Origin of the sequence: Mumia sp. ZJ430, from assembly GCF_011751845.1 — a bacterium.
Taxonomy (GTDB): domain Bacteria; phylum Actinomycetota; class Actinomycetes; order Propionibacteriales; family Nocardioidaceae; genus Mumia.
Genome location: NZ_JAAHFK010000004.1, coordinates 742616 through 759691, shown reverse-complemented (window position 1 = coordinate 759691; position 17076 = coordinate 742616). Strand labels below are relative to the sequence as shown.

The 17076-nt window shown below is 71.5% G+C and carries 16 protein-coding genes; 1 reads left to right on the top strand and 15 read right to left on the bottom strand.

The genetic code is table 11. From position 1 onward, the window contains the following. Positions 1–19: 19 nt before the first annotated feature. From nusB to HCT63_RS19810, 7 genes are all read right to left on the bottom strand, one after another. On the bottom strand, positions 20–433 hold the full coding sequence (nusB, locus tag HCT63_RS19840) for a transcription antitermination factor NusB (RefSeq protein WP_167009002.1): 414 nt from the start codon (positions 431–433) through the stop codon (positions 20–22). Beyond that, positions 433–999 (bottom strand): elongation factor P, encoded by a 567-nt coding sequence (gene efp, locus HCT63_RS19835; protein ID WP_167009378.1) that lies wholly within the window; start codon positions 997–999, stop codon positions 433–435. The genes nusB and efp overlap by 1 nt, the downstream gene beginning before the upstream one ends. Continuing rightward, complete coding sequence (locus HCT63_RS19830) at positions 996–2072, bottom strand: Xaa-Pro peptidase family protein (protein WP_167008999.1); 1077 nt, start codon at positions 2070–2072, stop codon at positions 996–998. Before HCT63_RS19830 ends, efp begins: the two co-directional genes overlap by 4 nt. 71 nt (positions 2073–2143) lie before the next feature. Continuing rightward, positions 2144–3238 (bottom strand): 3-dehydroquinate synthase, encoded by a 1095-nt coding sequence (aroB, locus tag HCT63_RS19825; protein WP_167008996.1) that lies wholly within the window; start codon positions 3236–3238, stop codon positions 2144–2146. Between the two features lie 38 nt (positions 3239–3276). Next, the gene (locus tag HCT63_RS19820; protein ID WP_167008993.1) at positions 3277–3789 is read right to left on the bottom strand and encodes a shikimate kinase; all 513 of its coding nucleotides are present in this window, start codon (positions 3787–3789) and stop codon (positions 3277–3279) included. Beyond that, positions 3786–4964 (bottom strand): chorismate synthase, encoded by a 1179-nt coding sequence (gene aroC, locus HCT63_RS19815; RefSeq protein ID WP_167008990.1) that lies wholly within the window; start codon positions 4962–4964, stop codon positions 3786–3788. Before aroC ends, HCT63_RS19820 begins: the two co-directional genes overlap by 4 nt. Positions 4965–5024: 60 nt before the next feature. Then, the gene (locus HCT63_RS19810) at positions 5025–5795 is read right to left on the bottom strand and encodes an A24 family peptidase (RefSeq protein WP_167008988.1); all 771 of its coding nucleotides are present in this window, start codon (positions 5793–5795) and stop codon (positions 5025–5027) included. A gap of 506 nt (positions 5796–6301) precedes the next feature. Between HCT63_RS19810 and HCT63_RS19800 the strand changes: the two genes are divergently transcribed. Beyond that, on the top strand, positions 6302–7702 hold the full coding sequence (locus HCT63_RS19800; protein ID WP_167008985.1) for an HNH endonuclease signature motif containing protein: 1401 nt from the start codon (positions 6302–6304) through the stop codon (positions 7700–7702). A gap of 95 nt (positions 7703–7797) precedes the next feature. Here HCT63_RS19800 and HCT63_RS19795 read toward each other — a convergent pair whose 3' ends face one another. The 8 genes from HCT63_RS19795 to HCT63_RS20610 are packed head-to-tail and all read right to left on the bottom strand — an operon-like array spanning position 7798 to position 16993. Then, positions 7798–8622: a shikimate dehydrogenase gene (locus HCT63_RS19795; protein WP_167008982.1), complete on the bottom strand. Its 825-nt coding sequence runs from the start codon at positions 8620–8622 to the stop codon at positions 7798–7800. Beyond that, the gene (mltG, locus tag HCT63_RS19790) at positions 8622–9755 is read right to left on the bottom strand and encodes an endolytic transglycosylase MltG (protein WP_167008978.1); all 1134 of its coding nucleotides are present in this window, start codon (positions 9753–9755) and stop codon (positions 8622–8624) included. The genes HCT63_RS19795 and mltG overlap by 1 nt, the downstream gene beginning before the upstream one ends. Then, positions 9752–10210, bottom strand: coding sequence for a Holliday junction resolvase RuvX (gene ruvX, locus HCT63_RS19785; protein ID WP_220471295.1), 459 nt, complete (start codon positions 10208–10210; stop codon positions 9752–9754). Before ruvX ends, mltG begins: the two co-directional genes overlap by 4 nt. Position 10211: 1 nt before the next feature. Further along, a complete protein-coding gene (gene alaS, locus HCT63_RS19780; RefSeq protein WP_167008972.1) occupies positions 10212–12878 on the bottom strand; it encodes an alanine--tRNA ligase in 2667 nt (888 codons plus the stop codon). Between the two features lie 15 nt (positions 12879–12893). Further along, the gene (locus HCT63_RS19775) at positions 12894–13184 is read right to left on the bottom strand and encodes a DUF6167 family protein (protein WP_167008969.1); all 291 of its coding nucleotides are present in this window, start codon (positions 13182–13184) and stop codon (positions 12894–12896) included. Further along, positions 13181–13729 carry a hypothetical protein gene (locus HCT63_RS19770; RefSeq protein ID WP_167008966.1) on the bottom strand — a complete coding sequence of 183 codons (549 nt, stop codon included), beginning with the start codon at positions 13727–13729 and terminating at the stop codon, positions 13181–13183. The genes HCT63_RS19775 and HCT63_RS19770 overlap by 4 nt, the downstream gene beginning before the upstream one ends. 29 nt (positions 13730–13758) lie before the next feature. After that, positions 13759–15153, bottom strand: coding sequence for a replication-associated recombination protein A (locus HCT63_RS19765; protein ID WP_243843139.1), 1395 nt, complete (start codon positions 15151–15153; stop codon positions 13759–13761). 22 nt (positions 15154–15175) lie between these two features. After that, positions 15176–16993 carry an ABC transporter substrate-binding protein gene (locus HCT63_RS20610; protein WP_243843138.1) on the bottom strand — a complete coding sequence of 606 codons (1818 nt, stop codon included), beginning with the start codon at positions 16991–16993 and terminating at the stop codon, positions 15176–15178. Positions 16994–17076: the final 83 nt, after the last annotated feature.

The window sequence follows — 17076 nt, the reverse complement described above, 5'->3', positions numbered from 1 at the left end:
AGTGGCGTGAGCGTGGGGGTCAGGCCGACAGCGTCGGCTTGACCTCGACGAGGCGGGTGAGGAGCCCGCGAACGAAGGTCGGCGAGTCGTCGGTCGAGAGCTCCGAGGCGAGGTTGGCGGCCTCGGACACCGCGACGGCGTCCGGGACGTCGTCGCGGTAGAGCACCTCGTACGCGCCGATCCGCAGGAGGTTGCGGTCCACCGCGGGCATCCGGTCGAGCGTCCAGCCCTGCGCGTACTCCGAGAGCAGCGCGTCGATGCGCGCGCCGTGCTCACGGACACCCTCGACGAGCTCGATCGTGTACGGGTTGACCGGCGGGTCGCCCGCGGCGACGCGCCCGTCGAGGGTGGCGCCGACCGAACGGCTCTGCAGCTCGCTCTCGAACAGGACGTCGAGCGCGCGCTTGCGGGCCTTGCTGCGTGAACCCGCCATCAGGAGCTGACGCGGCCCTGGTAGGAACCGTCTCGGGTGTCCACCTTGACCTTCTCGCCGGTGGTGATGAACAGCGGGACCTGGATCTCGCGGCCGGTCTCGAGCTTGGCCGGCTTCGTGCCGCCCGACGAGCGGTCGCCCTGCAGGCCCGGCTCGGTGTACTCGATGGTGAGCTCGACCGACGCGGGGAGCTCGATGTAGAGGGGGTTGCCGTCGTTCATCGCGACGACCGCCTCCTGGTTGTCGAGGAGGAAGCCGGCGGCGTCACCGACGACGCTGTCGGACAGCTCGTACTGGTCGAACGTCGCGGTGTCCATGAACACGTACGACGTGCCGTCGTGGTAGAGGAACTGCATGTTGCGCTTGTCGACGTTGGCCACATCGACCTTCACATCGGCGTTGAACGTGCGGTCGACGACCTTGCCCGAGAGCACGCTCTTGAGCTTCGTGCGGACGACGGCCCCGCCCTTGCCGGGCTTGTGGTGCTGGAACCACACGACGGACCACAGCTGCCCGTCGAGGTTGAGCACCATGCCGTTCTTGAGGTCGTTCGTCGTTGCCATCAGGCGAGCTCCAGGAGGTCTTTGGTCGCGACCGTGAGCAGCTCGGGAGCGCCATCGGTCACGACGAGGGTGTCTTCGATGCGCACGCCACCGAGACCGGCCACGTAGATGCCAGGCTCCATCGTCAGGGCTGTGCGACGTTCCAGTCTAGCGGGCGCCCTCGCACTCAGGAACGGGTCCTCGTGGATCCGCAGTCCGACCCCGTGACCGAGGCCGGTCGTGAACGCCTCGAGCCACCCGGCGTCGGCGAGGACCTGGCGGACGAGCGCGTCGACGTCCGCGCAGATCGCGCCCTCGACGCACGCGTCGACACCGGCCTGCTGAGCCGTCCGGACGACCTCGTACACCTCACGCTGCCAGGCATCGGCCTTGCCGACCACGACCGTACGGGTGCAGTCGGCGTGATAGCCGTCGACGCGGGCGCCGAAGTCGATCTTGAGCAGCTCGTCACGCCCGACGGGGCGGTCGGTCGGGTCATGGTGCGGGATCGCGGTGTTCGGGCCGGAGGCGACGATCGTCTCGAACGCGATCGCCTCGGCACCCTTGCCGTACATCGTCCACTCGAGGTCACGGGCGATCTCGCGCTCGGTACGGCCGAGCAGCGGTCCGGCGAGCACCTCGGCGAGCGCCTGGACGGAGATGTCGCACGCGCGCCGCAGGGCATCGAGCTCGCCGTCGTCCTTGACGACGCGCAGCTGCTCGACGGCGGCGCCGAGCGAGACCAGCTCGACGCCGTCGAACGCCTCGCGCGCACGGTCGTAGTCGTCGACAGTGAGGGCGTGGGTCTCGACGCCGATCCGCTGGGCGCCTCCGGTGCCGGAGGCGAGCGCACCGAGCAGGTCGCGGTCGACGACCACCTCGACGTCCGGGGCCTCCTCGGCCGCCTGGTCGCCGTACCGCCCGTCGGTCACGAAGACCGCCGAGCCGTCCTCACCGACGCGTACGGCGCCGTTGGAACCAGTGAACCCGGTGAGGTAGCGGACGTTGACGAGATCGGTGACGACCGCCGCCGCGAGACCCCGCTCGCGCAGGATCGCGGCCAGCCGCTCGCGGCGTGAGAGGTGCTCGGAAGGCATGCCGCCAGCGTACGTGGCGGTCCCCCTCCGCCGGTTCGAGCAGGCGCGAGGAACGAGCGCCGTGTCGAGACCTACCGCGAGATCTCCGCGTACGCGGCGGTGAGCAGCGCCGGGTCGGGCCCGGGGAAGATCGTCGGCTCCGCGAGCGCGTCGAGCACGACGAACCGCAGCTGCGACCCACGCGACTTCTTGTCGAGCCGCATGCCGGCCACCAGCTCGTCCCACACGCCCGGCCGGTATCCGGTCGGAAGACCGACCGAGCCGAGCACGTCGCGGTGCCGCTGCACGAGCGTGGCGTCAATCCGGCCGTCGAGGCGCGACAGCTCGGCGGCATAGACCATGCCGATCGCGACGGCCGCGCCGTGACGCAGCGCGTACGCCTCGTACCGCTCGATCGCGTGCCCGAGCGTGTGGCCGTAGTTGAGCGCCTCGCGCCCGACCGTGCCGTCGGCGCCGGTCTCGTTGAGATCACGTGCCACGACCCCGGCCTTGACCTGGATGCCGCGCTCGATGACCTCGCGCAGGACATCGCTACGGACGTCGAGCACCCCGGCGGGGTCTGCCTCGACGCGGTCCAAGATGACCGGGTCTGCGATGAACCCGCACTTGATGACCTCGGCGAGCCCGGAGCGGACCTCGTTGAGCGGCAGCGTCGTGAGCAGCGCGAGGTCGCAGAGCACGCCGACGGGCTCGTGGAAGGCACCGACGAGGTTCTTGCCCTCCGGCGTGTCGATGGCGGTCTTGCCGCCGACCGCCGCGTCGACCATGCCGAGCACGGTGGTTGGGATCAGCACGTGCTGGACGCCGCGCAGCCACGTGGCGGCAACGAAACCAGCGAGATCGGTCGCCGCTCCCCCTCCGACACCGACGATGGCGTCGGAGCGCGTGAAGCCCGCGCGGCCGAGCACCGACCAGCAGAACGCGGCGACGTCGCTCGTCTTGGCGGCCTCGCCGTCGGGGATCTCGATCGCGTGCCCCGCACGCCCGGTGGCTGCCAGCGAGGCACGGATGGCCTCGCCTAGCCCACGCATCGAGGCCGGGTGGATGACGGCGACCCGCTCGGCCCCCTCGGGCAGCAGCCCAGGAAGCTCGGCGCTGAGGCCGGTGCCGACCACGACGTCGTACGGGGCGTCGGTGGCGATGTGGATGCGGGTGTGTTCGGCCACGGGCGGTCTCCTCGGTCGTGCGTGCGGTCGGTCGCTGCTCAGGCGAGCAGGGCCAAGATCTCCTCGGCGACGTCCTCGGGAGTGCGTCCGTCGGTGCCGACGACGTGCGTCGCGACGGACTCGTACACGGGCCGGCGCGCGTCGAGCAGGGTCTTCATCTGCGAGCGTACGTTCCCCAGGAGCAGGGGGCGGGTCGAGCCGAGGCCGACGCGTGCCGCCGCATCGGCCAGCCCGACGTCGAGGAACACGACGACGTGGCCGTCGAGGGCGCGCCTGGTCTCCTCGCGAACGACCGCGCCACCACCCAGTGCGAGGACGCCACGGTGCTCGGCGAGCGCGTCGCGTACGGCCTGCGCCTCGATCGCGCGGAACCGCTCCTCGCCGTCGGTGACGAACACGTCGGCGATCGTCCGGCCGGTCAGCGCCTCGACGTCGGTGTCGGTGTCGCGCACCGGCACGCCGAGCGCCTCCGACAGCACAGCGGCGACGGTGGACTTGCCGGCGCCTGGAGGGCCGACGAGGACGACGACCGGGCGGTCCTGGGGGCTCACGCGGGAGCCAGGGCCGAGAGGTACGAGGCCACGTTGCGGGCGGTCTCGGTGACCGAGTCGCCACCGAACTTCTCGAGCATCACGTCGGCGAGGGTGAGGGCGACCATCGCCTCGGCGACGATCCCTGCGGCCGGCACGGCAGCGACGTCGGAGCGCTGGTGGTGCGCCTGCGCCGGGGCGCCCGTACGGACGTCGACGGTGCGCAGCGCGCGAGGAACGGTCGCGATCGGCTTCATCGCGGCGCGGACGCGCAGCACCTCACCGGTCGACATGCCGCCCTCGGTGCCGCCGGAACGGCCGGAGGTGCGGCGGATGCCGTCGTCGGTGCTCACGATCTCGTCGTGCGCGAGCGAGCCGCGCGTACGGGCGAGGTCGAACCCGTCGCCGAGCTCGACGCCCTTGATCGCCTGGATGCCCATGAGTGCGGACGCGAGCCTGGCGTCGAGGCGGCGGTCCCAGTGGACGTGGCTGCCCAGGCCCGGCGGGAGGCCGTGGACGACGACCTCGACGACACCGCCGAGCGTGTCGCCGTCCTTGCGGGCGGCATCCACCTCGGCGACCATCGCCGCGGAAGTGGCGGGGTCGAGCGTACGGACCGGGTCGGCGTCGAGGCGCTCGACATCGGCGGCGGTCGGGACGAGGCCAGCGGGCGCCTTGACGGAGCCGAACTCGACGACATGGCTGACGATGCTCGCACCGCAGGCCTGCTCAAGGAAGGCAGCGGCGACCGAGCCGAGCGCCACGCGCGCAGCGGTCTCGCGGGCGCTGGCGCGCTCGAGGATCGGGCGGGCCTCGTCGAAGCCGTACTTCTGCATGCCGACCAGGTCGGCGTGGCCGGGTCGCGGTCGTGTCAGCGGCGCGTTGCGGGCGATGCCCTGCAGCTCGTCGGCGTCGACGGGGTCGGCGGACATCACCTTGTCCCACTTGGGCCACTCGCTGTTGCCGATACGCAGGGCGATCGGGCTGCCGAGGGTGAGCCCGTGACGGATGCCGCCGACGATCTCGAGCTCGTCGGCCTCGAAGTTCATCCGCGCCCCGCGTCCGTATCCCAGCCGGCGGCGCGCCAACGCGTCCGAGATCGTCGCGCTCGATACGGCGACGCCCGCGGGCATCCCCTCCACGACAGCGACCAGTGCGGGGCCGTGGGACTCCCCAGCCGTCAACCAACGAAGCATGGGGGCAAGTCTGTCATGCGTGCCGCGACGCTCCGTCACGGTCTCGCAGCGCGGATCGGGTCAGGCCCACCAACCCGCGAGGGCCGGGCCGAGCATCGCACCGGACCAGGCGCCCAGCGCCATGAACGGACCGAACGGGAACGCCTTGCGGTCGACGAGGCCGAGAGCGCCGAGCGCGAGGCCACCGACGGCGCCGACGACGAACGTCGCGTACGTGCCGACGAGGAGCTCGGCCCAGCCGAGGACGCCGAGGGCGATGCCGAGCAGACCGGACAGCCGGACGTCGCCATAGCCGATGCCACGCGGCGCGATCAGCCACAGGAGGACGTACAGCGTCGAGACGATCGCCCAGCCTGCCGCCGCCCGCGCGAGCACCGCGGTGTCGCCGGCCAGGCCCGCGGCGAGGAGGGCCAGAAGGACGGCGACCGGGTAGGCGGGGAGAACGAGCCGCTTCGGCAGCAGCCGGGTGTGCCAGTCGACGTACGACAGGGTCACGCCCAGGACGGCGAAGCCCACCCACAGCGGCAGCGCCGGGTCGAGGCCGAGCTGCCAGCCGAGCGCGCCCGCGAGGACGGCGGAGATGAGCGCGAGTCGCGCGCCGAGGCCGGGACGGGCGGCGAGGTCGGCGTACGGGACCTTCGGTGGTCGCGGTGCCTCGGCGGGCACGGGCACCGGGACGCCGTGACCCGCCTCGCCGTCGGTCACCACTCCCCCGGGCCCGCCGGGGGCCGGGTCGGGCTCGGGGAGCCGGGCGATGACGCGAGGCGCGAGCAGACCGCCGAGCGCCCCGACGACAGCGGCGAGGAGGGCGGCGAACGCGGCTTCGGGCACGCAGGAACGATAGCCGGGCTGCACGCCGGCCCGCGGCGTCATCCCCAGGGGTCTGCCACGATCAGACCACGTCCACAGACGCTCAGCAGACCATGGCATCTTCTCCTGCGACTCCGACCTGTCGTGGAGGGCAGAAGATGCGGTCATCCGGCGGGCGCGCCGACGCATTCTCCAGCCTCGCCGCGGACGTCGACCTGCGCACCACGTTGCCGCCACGACCTGCTCCGTCGGAGTTCGGCTGAGCACGGACGAGCGCCCGGAGGTCTCAACCCGTAGGGGTTTGGACGACGTCTTCGCCATGGTGCTTCGTCCCGACCCCGTCCTCGCACCACGCGAGGTCGGCGAGGCGAAGGCGGCGCGGTGGCAGCAGGAATGGCCGAGCCTGCTGGTCGCAGCCGACGCCGGAGGGTGCCTGACTCATCCACAGAATGACGTCGGCGGCGGGCCTGTGGAGAGCACGTACAGATCGCCGCTGAGTGTCGGTACGAGGCGATAGCCTCGCACACATGTTCGACGTCACGACCACCGGCGGCACTTCCGACCATCTGCTCGACACCCTCGTCGAGCGGGTTCTCGGCGCGGTCGAGTCTGCGCGGTCGCGTGCCGCAGGACATGACCCGTACGAGGCCGAGCTCGGTGCCGCCGAGATCGACGTCGTCGCGGTGTGCGAGGAGGCGGTGCGCATCGCTCAGGGTGTTCAGGCCGATGCGGTGCTTGCGCTCGACTCGCGTCGTCGCCGCGCGATGACGACCGTCGACGAGACGACATTGACCCGATCGTTGTTCACCGAGATCGCCCTGGCGCGCCAGGTGTCGACGCCCTCGGGCGAGCGCACCTACGCCTTCGCGCAGGCGCTCGAGCTCCATCCTCAGACCCACGCGCTGCTCCGAGACGGCACCATCTCGTCAGCCGTCGCGAGCGCCGTCTGCCGAGAGACGACCTACGCCGCCGTCGACGACCGCACCCGCATCGACGCCGAGATCGCGTCGTCGCTCGCCGACCTTTCCCCTCGCAGGGCTGCGGCCGAGGCACGCCGGCTCGTCCTCGCGGTCGACCCGCACGCCGCGTACGAGCGCACGCTGCGGGCGCGCGAAGACCGCGTGGTGACCTTCTCGCCCGAGCTCGACGCGATGGCGTCCCTGACGGTCGTCGGACCGGCCGAGCAGCTCACCGCCGCCTTCCGTCGCCTCGACGACGAGGCGTCCGCGCGTCGCGCCGACGGGGACCCGCGCACGATCCGCCAGCTGATGGCCGACCTTGCCATCGAGGCGATGACCGGCGCACGCGTCGACGCCGACGGCACGAGCGACCTCCGCACCGAGATCGGCGTCGTGATGCGGCCCGAGGTCCTCTTCGCCGCCGACACAGCGCCCGCCTCGCTCACCGGCTACGGTCCGATCCCTGCAGAGCTCGCGCGTCGCCTTGCCACAGGCGAGCACTCCTGGGTACGACGGTTCTTCACCACACCCAACGGTGACGGCCTCACCGGGTCCGACAGACGGGCCCGACGGTTCAGCGCCGCGGTGCGGCGCCTGATCCGGACCGTCGACGGGCAGTGCCAGCGCCCGTGGTGCGACTGCCGCATCCGCGACCTCGACCACGCCGTGCCGTACGCGCGGGGCGGCCCAACCACCCCGCAGAACGCTCAGGGGGTGTGCCGACCCGACAACCTTGCCAAGGAGGCTCCAGGCTGGCGGGTAACACCGGCCGACCCGCTCGTCGCCTCCGACGACGACATCCTTGCGCCGGTGCTCGGTTGGCGCACGCCCACGGGGCACACCTACGCCAACCAGCGCCGTACCCCCCTCGGCGTTCCCCGCACCGGGGTGCCACCGTCGGAGTCCCCGCCCTCCGGCCTGCCGGAGTCCATCCTGGAACGACGGCTGGAGCAGCTGCTGTGCGCCTGACAACCGGACACCCGCGCTGACGACAGCAGCCCAAGCACGCCCGGAGCAGGCACTTCCCCATCCGGACGCCGGAGGCTTCTGCGTCCCCCGTTGGGTCAGTGCCCAGCGAGCGCTCCGAGCGCCGCGTCGCGCAGCAGCGACGCGCTGACTTCGCGGCCGGTCATCAGCCGCACCTGTGCCGCCGCCTGGTGGGCGAGCAGGTCCAGCCCCGACGCGACCGGCACCGCCTCCGCCTGCGCCGCGCGGGCCAGCGGCGTCGGCCACGGGTCGTAGATCACGTCGAAGACCGCGTCGCACCTCGTCGCGAGCCTCGGCGCGTACGTAGCGATGGCAGCGGCCGGAACCGTCGAGACCACGACCTGCGTCGACCGTGGGAGATCGGGCCCAATCCCGGTCACCTCGACGGCGACCGGAGCAGCGTCCTCGCTCCCCTTCTCGAGGCGGCGCGCGAGCTCCATGCCACGGTCCAGGTCTCGTACGGCCAACGTCGCGCGACGCAGCCCGAGGTGCCGCAACGACGCGATCATCGCCTCGGCCGTCGCACCGGCACCGATCACCACCGCGTCCTCGACCGCCTCGACCCCGCGCTCCCGCAGGGCGGCGATCCCCCCGGGCACGTCGGTGTTGAACCCGTGGCGACCTTCGATGTCGACGATCACGGTGTTGACCCCGCCGACCCCACGCGCCGAGGCCTCGACGGTGTCGAGGTACGGGAGCACCGCACGCTTGAGCGGCATCGTGAGCGACAACCCGCGCCACTGCTCGTCCAGACCCGCCAAGAACGTACCGATGCCGTCCTCGTCCACGTCGAACGCCTCATAGCTCCAGTCGTGCAGCCCGAGCACCTCGTACGCCGTCCGGTGCATGACCGGCGACAGCGAGTGTGCGATCGGACTGCCGAGCACCGCGCAGCGCGGCATCAGCAGCCCCCCTGCTCACGGCAGTTCTGGCGCAACTCCTCCACGTTCTGCTGGTGCTCTGAGTAGCTCTCCGCGAACTTCGTCTCACCCGACTCGGCGTCGACGAGCGTGAAGTAGAGCCACGAACCCTCGGCAGGGTTCAGAGCAGCCTCGAGCGCCTTGTTGCCCGGGTTGCCGATCGGGCCTGGAGGCAGACCGGCGTACTTGTACGTGTTGTAGGGCGAGTCGATCTCCCGCGCCTCGGCACTCGTCCAGACGCTGCCGTCCTTGCCGCTGACGTAGTGGATGGTGGAGTCCATCTGGAGCGCCATGCCCTCGTCGAGACGGTTGTAGATCACCCGCGCGACCTTGTCGTAGTCCGCAGTGCCGGCCTCGGCCTGCACGATGCTCGCGACGACGATCGCGTCGTGCGCGGAGATGCCCAGCGCCTTCGCCCGTGCCTCGATGTCGAGCTCGGTCTCGAGAGCGACAGCCTTGCTCACCATCTCCTGCAGCAGCGAGAGCGGCGTCGCGTCAGGCCCGACGGTGTACGTCGCCGGGAAGAGGTAGCCCTCGGCATTGCCGTCGGCCGCCGCCGGGAGCCCCAGCTCAGGGTCCTTCAGGGCGGCGTTGACCTCCTTCTTGGTGAACTCGGTCTTCTTGACGATCTGCCCGACGACCTGGTCGAGACGTGCGCCCTCGGGGACACCGATCGACGCGTCGACGCGGCTCTTCGGGTCGACGAGCGCCTGCACGGCCGCCGAGGCCTGCATCTGCTTGCGCAGCTCGTAGAAGCCCGGCTGCACCTGGTTCATCTCGGGCGCACCCGCGGCGGCGTCGAGGAACGCGTCAACGCTCGCGACGACGTCTTTGGCCTTGAGCTCACGCCCCATCGCGGCGACCGTGTCGCCCTCGCTCACCTCGATGACGACACTTCCGCTGCCGGGCCCGGGGTAGTCTTCCGGCCCGCCGAGGAGGTCGCCAGCGATCCCGACGAGCTTGGAGGCGCCGAGGTAGCCGACGACGCACACCACGGCGACCAGCAGCAGGACGAGGAAGCACCCCGGACCACGCCGCTTCTTCTTGGCGCGTCGTGCCGCCCGGTGACCTGCGGGGCGGCGTTCGCGCTCGGGCATGAGTCCGATGTCGCTCATCGAGCGGCCTCGACCAGTTCGCCGGGCACCCGCCCGCTGGTCCGCTCCACATCGAGGGCCGACTGAAGGATCACGACGGCGGCAGCCTGGTCCACCACAGCGCGCTGCTGCTTGGCCTTGCGCCCGGCCTGACGCAGGCTCTGCTGTGCGGTCACGGTCGACATCCTCTCGTCCACGAGCCGGACGGGGGTAGGAGCGGACGCTGCCGCCAGCTCCTCGGCGTACGCCCGCACCTTGCGAGCCGCCGGCCCCATGCCCCCCGAGAGCGACCGTGGCAAGCCAACCACAATTTCGAAGGCTTGACGATCATTCGCGATGCTCAGGATGTCGCGGATCGAGTCCGGGCCCGCCGCCACGGTCTCCACCGGGGTCGCGAGGATGCCCGACGGATCGCTGGCGCTCACGCCGATGCGGACGTCACCCACGTCGACGCCGATGCGGACCCCGTGCCGCACGTCAGACCGCGCCTTGGATCGCGCGACGGACCGCCTCGATCGCCTGCGGTGCGGCCGCGACCTCCGTGCCACCACCCTGGGCGATGTCGGCCTTGCCGCCTCCGCGACCACCCAGCGGCTCCATCACCGCCTTGATGAGGTCGCCCGCCGCGAGACCGGCCGAGCGGCCTGCGTCGTTGACGGCGACCACGCAGGCGGCCTTGCCGTCGGCCGTGCCGATCATGGCCACGACGGCCGGCCGCGACGAGTCGAGACGTCCGCGGACGTCGAGGGCGAGCGTACGGACGTCCTTCGCAGGGAGGCCGTCGGCGACGTGCCCGACGTACGCGACGCCGTCCACGTCCACCGCGTCCCCAGCGAGGTCGGCAACCGACGACAGCAGCTGCGCAGCACGCAGCTTCTCCATCTCCTTCTCGGCGGTCCGCAGACGTCCGACCAGGTCCGCCACCCGGCCCGGGACGTCGTCGTGCTGGACCTTGAGGAGATCACTGACTTGCGCGACAAGATCGCGCTCGCGAGCGAGGTACGAGAAGCCCTCGAGACCGACCACGGCCTCAACGCGGCGATTGCCCGCGCCCACCGAGCTGTCGGACGTGAGCACGATCGTGCCGATCTGCGACGAGTGAGCCACGTGCGTGCCACCGCAGAGCTCGCGCGACCACGGGCCACCGATCTCGACGACGCGGACGTCCTCGCCGTACGTCTCACCGAACAAGGCGAGCGCACCGAGCTCCTTGGCCCGCTCGAGCGGCATCACGGCGGCGGTGACCAACAGGTCCTCACGCAGGGCGATGTTCGCGGCCTGCTCGACGTCGTGCATCTGCGTCGGCGACAGCGCGCTCGACCAGCCGAAGTCGAGGCGCAGATAGCCGGGACGGTTGTACGAACCGCTCTGCAGCGCCGTCGGGCCGAGGACCTCGCGCAGCGCCGCGTGCACGACGTGCGTCCCCGAGTGCGCCTGGCAGGCCCCGACGCGCCACTGCGGGTCGACGTCGGCCTGCAGCGCCGTACCCTCGGTCAGCTCGCCCTCCAGCACGCGCACCTGGTGGACGACGAGGCCGCGCAACGGGCGCTGGACGTCGAGCACCTCGGCGCGACCGCCATCCCACACGAGGACACCGGCGTCGGCGCTCTGGCCACCGGACTCCGCATAGAACGGGGTGCGGTCGAGGACCACCTCGGCGACCTGCGACTCTCCCACGGCCGGGGTGCGTCCGGCCTCCTGGATCAGTGACCGGACCTGCGACTCGGTGCTCAGGCGCTCGTACGCGAGCCACTCGGTCGGTCCGTTCGCGTCGAGCGCGTCGCGGTAGATCGTGGTGTCGGCGTGGCGACCCTTCTTGGACTTCGCGTCCGCCTTGGCACGCGCACGCTGCTCGGACATCAGCGCACGGAAGCCCTGCTCGTCGACGGCAAGCCCCTGCTCAGAGGCCATCTCGAGCGTCAGGTCGATCGGGAACCCGTACGTGTCGTGGAGCTGGAACGCCTTGTCGCCCGTGAGGACGGTCGCCCCCTCAGCCTTGGCCGTGTCCGCGGCCAGGTCGAAGATCTGCGTACCCTTCGCGAGGGTCTGGCGGAACGTCTCCTCCTCCGCGTACGCGACCTGCGCGATGCGGGCGAAGTCCGTCCCGACCTCCGGGTACGAGCGCACCATCTCGTCGCGGCTCACCGGGAGCAGCTCCGGCAGGGCGGGGTCCTCATAACCGAGCAGGCGCATCGAGCGCACCGCACGGCGCAGCAGACGGCGCAGCACGTAGCCGCGCCCCTCGTTGCCAGGGGTGACACCGTCACCGATCAGCATGAGTCCACTGCGGACGTGGTCGGCGATGACGCGGAAGCGCACGTCGTCCTCGTGGACCGCGCCGTACCGCTTGCCCGAGAGCGCCGAGGCCTTCTCGATGACCGGGAAGACCTGGTCGATCTCGTACATGTTCTGCTTGCCCTGCAGCAGGTACGCGACGCGCTCGAGGCCCATGCCGGTGTCGATGTTCTTGCTCGGCAGCGGAGCCAGCACGTCGAAGTCGGCCTTGCTGCGGACCTGGCTCAGCTCCTCCTGCATGAACACGAGGTTCCAGATCTCGAGGAAGCGGTCCTCGTCGACGACGGGGCCGCCGTCCGGGCCGTACTCGGCGCCGCGGTCGATGTAGATCTCCGAGCACGGGCCACCGGGTCCGGGCACGCCCATGTGCCAGTAGTTGTCCTCCAGCCCGCGATCCTGGATCCGCTCGTCGGGCAGGCCGGCGATCCTCCGCCACGCGTCGCGCGCCTCGGCATCGCTCGGCAGCACCGTCACCCACACGCGCTCGGGGTCGAACCCGAGCCCGCCGGACTCGACCGCGCCGGTCACCAGCGACCAGGCAAGCTCGATGGCGCCCTCTTTGAAGTAGTCGCCGAACGAGAAGTTGCCGTTCATCTGGAAGAACGTGCCGTGCCGGGTGGTCTTGCCGACCTCTTCGATGTCCTGGGTGCGCACGCACTTCTGAACGCTGGTCGCCCGCTTGAACGGCGGGGTCTCCTGACCAAGGAAGTACGGCTTGAACGGCACCATGCCCGCGTTCACGAAGAGCAGGTTGGGGTCGTCCAGGATCAGCGATGCCGAGGGCACCACCGTGTGGCCGTTCGACTCGAAGTGGTCGAGGAACCGGCGGCGGATCTCCGCTGTGTCCATATGGGGAAGCAGTCCTTACTCGTCGTACGGGGGAAGCTGGCGCGTGGCGGGGGGTCGTCCCGCGGAGGGGGGCAGAGCGCGGGCGAGCGCGTCGGGCGGCAGACCCAGGTGTTCAGCGATCTCGGCCTCGCGCACGCTCATGCCGGAGCGGACCTCCTCGGCGAACGCCTGGAGACCGACCTGCCACGCGGCGACCTGGTCGGTCATCCCGGTCGGGGTGAACCGGTCGGCCATCCGCTTCGCCTTGAAGGTCCCGTACACCCCTGCGGTGGTGCCCGCGACGAACCACAGAACGCGGCTCTTCATCGTGTGCCCTCCTGCTCGGGTGTCGTGGTGCTGCCGGGCCACGACGGGACCTCCGGGGCCACCGACGCCGAACGGGCCGCCTGGCGCGCGGCGCGCCGCCGGATCTTGCGACGACGGCGGAACTCGCGACGGACGATCCCTCGGATCCGATCCCGGCTCTCCGGCCGTAGCGCGTGCATCAGCCCATGGCTCAGCACGGCGCCACGGACCAGCGGACGTCCCATGGTAGCCGCCACGACCTGCTGCTCCGAAGGAAGGACGATGACGGTGCCCTCCTGGGTCACCACCGCCCGCTCGTGCGGGAGGACCTGGCGCTCGGCGCCGCCGACGTGGGCGAGCGGTGTGGGGGCGTAGACGATCTCGGTGGAGGGGGTCTCGACAAGGGGGGTCGCCCGACTGCTCCCCTCGCTCAGCTCGGTCCGCCCGGCCAGCCCGCGCACCTCGGCGCGCAGCCGCGAGAGGGCGCGCACGGCCAGCAGGGCGGCGGCCAGGGCGACGAGCGCGACGCCACAGGCCAGGGCGGTGACCCAGGTCTCGATCGGCATGGGCTCGACCCTACCGACCGGGTCCGCGGTCAGTCACCCGAGCGTTCCGCCGGGTCGCGCAGGATCTCGCGCAGCCGCGCCACCCGCTCCGCGTACGCGGCCTCCGCGCCGCGGCCGGTCGGCCGGTAGTATTCCGCGCCGTCGATCTCGTCCGGCGCGTACTGCTGGCCCACCACCCCCCGCGGGTCGTCGTGGGCGTACTTGTAGTCGTGCCCGTGGCCGAGCTTCTTGGCTCCGGCGTAGTGGGCATCGCGCAGCGCAGGCGGCACCGCCCCTGCCTTGCCCGCCCGGACGTCGGCGCTCGCGGCGGCGATCGCCTTGTACGCGGCGTTGGACTTCGGCGCGAGCGCCAACGTGATCACGACCTGCGAGAGGGTGAGCGCCGCCTCCGGGAAGCCGATCATCTGCACCGCCTGTGCGCCAGCCACCGCAGTCTGCAGCGCTGTCAGGTCGGCGAGGCCGATGTCCTCGCTGGCCGAGATCATCAGTCGGCGCGCGAGGAACTTGGGGTCCTCCCCCGCCTCCACCATCCGCGCCAGGTAGTGCAGCGCCGCGTCGACGTCCGATCCACGGATCGACTTGATGAGCGCGCTCGTGACGTCATAGTGCTGGTCGCCTTGCCGGTCGTACCGGACGGCCGCCCGGTCAACGGCGCTCGCGGCATCGTCAACGGTGATGCGGTCACGGTCCTGGGCCTGCGCCGCACCGGCCGCCGCCTCTAGGTAGGTCAGAGCCCGTCGTGCGTCACCCCCGGCGAGGCGTACGAGGTGGTCACGGGCCTCGTCCTCGAGCACCACCGCCCCCGCGAGGCCGCGCTCGTCGGCGACCGCACGCTCCACGAGGGTGGCGATGTCATCGTCGCTCAGCGGCTCGAGGGTCAGCAGCAGCGAGCGGGACAGCAGCGGCGAGATCACGGAGAAGTGCGGGTTCTCGGTGGTGGCGGCGATCAGCGAGACCCAACGGTTCTCGACGCCGGGCAGGAGCGCGTCCTGCTGCGCCTTGGAGAAGCGGTGGACCTCGTCGACGAACAGCACGGTCTCGCGCCCGCCCTGCGCCAGCATCCGGCGGGCGGACGCGAGCGTCTCACGCACCTCCTTGACGCCGGCCGACACCGCCGACACCTCGACGAAGCGGCGGTTGGTCTGATGGCTGACCAGGGAGGCGAGCGTCGTCTTTCCCGTCCCGGGCGGACCCCACAGGATCAGCGACATCGACTGGTCGCCGTGCACCATCCGCCGCAGGGGTGTGCCGGTGCGCAGGAGCGCCTCCTGGCCGACGAGCTCGTCGAGCGTGCGCGGCCGCATCCGGACCGCCAGCGGCGCGGCGCGGTGGGCCGCGTCGGTCAGGCTGCCGCCACCTGACGGTGCAGGGGCGACGTCGGGGACGTCGAAGAGCCCGTCCGGGGGTGCGCCGTCTGAGTCCACCCGCCCAGGGTACGCGGCCCGGTCAGCCGCTCTGGTCGACGTACATGTCAGCAAAGACGGGCATCGCGAGCAGCTGGTTGACGGCCATGCCGCCGACCCTGCTGCCGTGAGCCAGCACCACACCACCGTGGCCGAGGACGACCGCGGGATAGTGCTTGCGCCCGACCCGTTCATCGAGCGCGCCCCACGCGCGGGCCGCGTCGGCACCACTGAGGGTGTCGAGGGTCTTGTCGATCGCGTCGTCGACGTCCTCGGCAGCGAGCATCGACGGGTTCGGGCGGCTCGGGTCGTCGACGATCTCGCTCGACCACTGTGCTGGGAACCACGACGAGCCGGTGGGCCAGTCGGAGCACCAGCCGGAGTCGACGACGTTGTGCGGACCGTCCGGGTCGAACTGCATCGCGCGGATCTGCTTGGCGGTGGTCGCGACCGGCTGCGGCTCGAACCCGGCGCGCCGCAGTGCTGTCACCACGGCGTCCTTGATCGCGACCTTCTCGGGCACGTCGCTCGCGTAGTACCAGCGGACGGCGAACCCGAGCGCGTCCGCCTCCTCGAGCAGGGCGTGTGCGCGCTGCGCGTCCGTCCGGCGGCCGCCGTTGCCGAGCGGGTCGTACGAGCGACGGCCAGCAGTCCCCGGCGGGAGCAGGGTCGTGCCGGGGAGCCTTGTCGTCCCCACACTCTCGCGGCCGGCCTTCCAGGCGGCGTCGTACGGGTACGCCCAGCCGAGCGCCTGCCGGACGCGGCGGTCGGAGATCGAGCGGGTGTCGAGGTACCAGAGATAGGTGCACGGCGTCCCGGCCGCGACCAGCCGCTCGGGCGCGTCGTCGCGCATCCGCTCGAAGGTGTCGGCCGCCACCGAGTCGTACGAGAGCGCGTACTGCGCGTCGCCGGCGTCGTCGACCATCAGCCCGTCGATGCGGTCGGGATCCTGGCCCCACAGGAACGTCCACCCGTCCGCGTACTGGTGGCGTGCCGGGTCGGTCGCCGGGTCCCACCGCGAGTTGCGCTCGAGCGTCAGGGTCGTGCCGTCGCGATAGGTCGAGACCGCGTAAGGACCGGTGGCGACCGGCCGCCGACCGTACGCGGCGGGGTCGGCGTCGGCGCTGCGCGGCACCGGTGAGAACTGGGGGAACGACGCGAGATAGGGCATGTCGGCGAACGGGCGCCGCATGTGGAACGTGATCCTGCGGCCCGTGACCTCGATCGCACGGAAGTCGTCGCCGGCGTACCAGTCGGGTTCGTACCCCTCGCGCTGCTTCAGCTCGGCCTTCGTCGCGTACGGGCCGCGGTAGCGGTTGCCGTCGAGGAAGAACGTCTGGAGGTACGCGGGGGCACCCGGCAGCTCCGTGCTGGCGAACGCGCGCTTGACCCCGTACGCGACGTCGGCGGCGGTGATCGGCGCACCGTTCTCGAAGTTGACGCCGGGGCGCAGCGTGAACGTCCATGCGGTGTTGTCGTCGTTGGGGGTGCCGAGGTCGGTGGCGAGGTCGGGGACCAGCACCATCCGCCCGGTGTCGGGGTCGCGGTGGAACTGCGTCAACGACCGCGTGACGAGGCCCGACAAGATGCCCCGCGTGTCGGTGAACGACGACCTGGCCGGATCGAGCGACTCGGGCACGTGCGAGCTGAGGACGGTCAGGGTGCCTCCGCGGGTGGCGCCCTTGATCTCGGGTGCGGGCGCCGGCGCGTCGGGATCGCGTGCGCTGCCCTCGCGCCCTGCAGCGACGTGGTCGAGCGTCGTCACCGTCGGGGAGGATCGTGCGTCGTCGGCCACCGTGCAGCCCACGACGAGCGCACCGACACAGCACAGGGCGATCATGCGCCCGAGCCGGCGTCCCACCCTGACCTCCCTCGTCGTCTCGCCCGCCGACACGACGGCGGGCGCTCACAGGAGCCTAGGCGAGACCCCCGACACGTGACGAC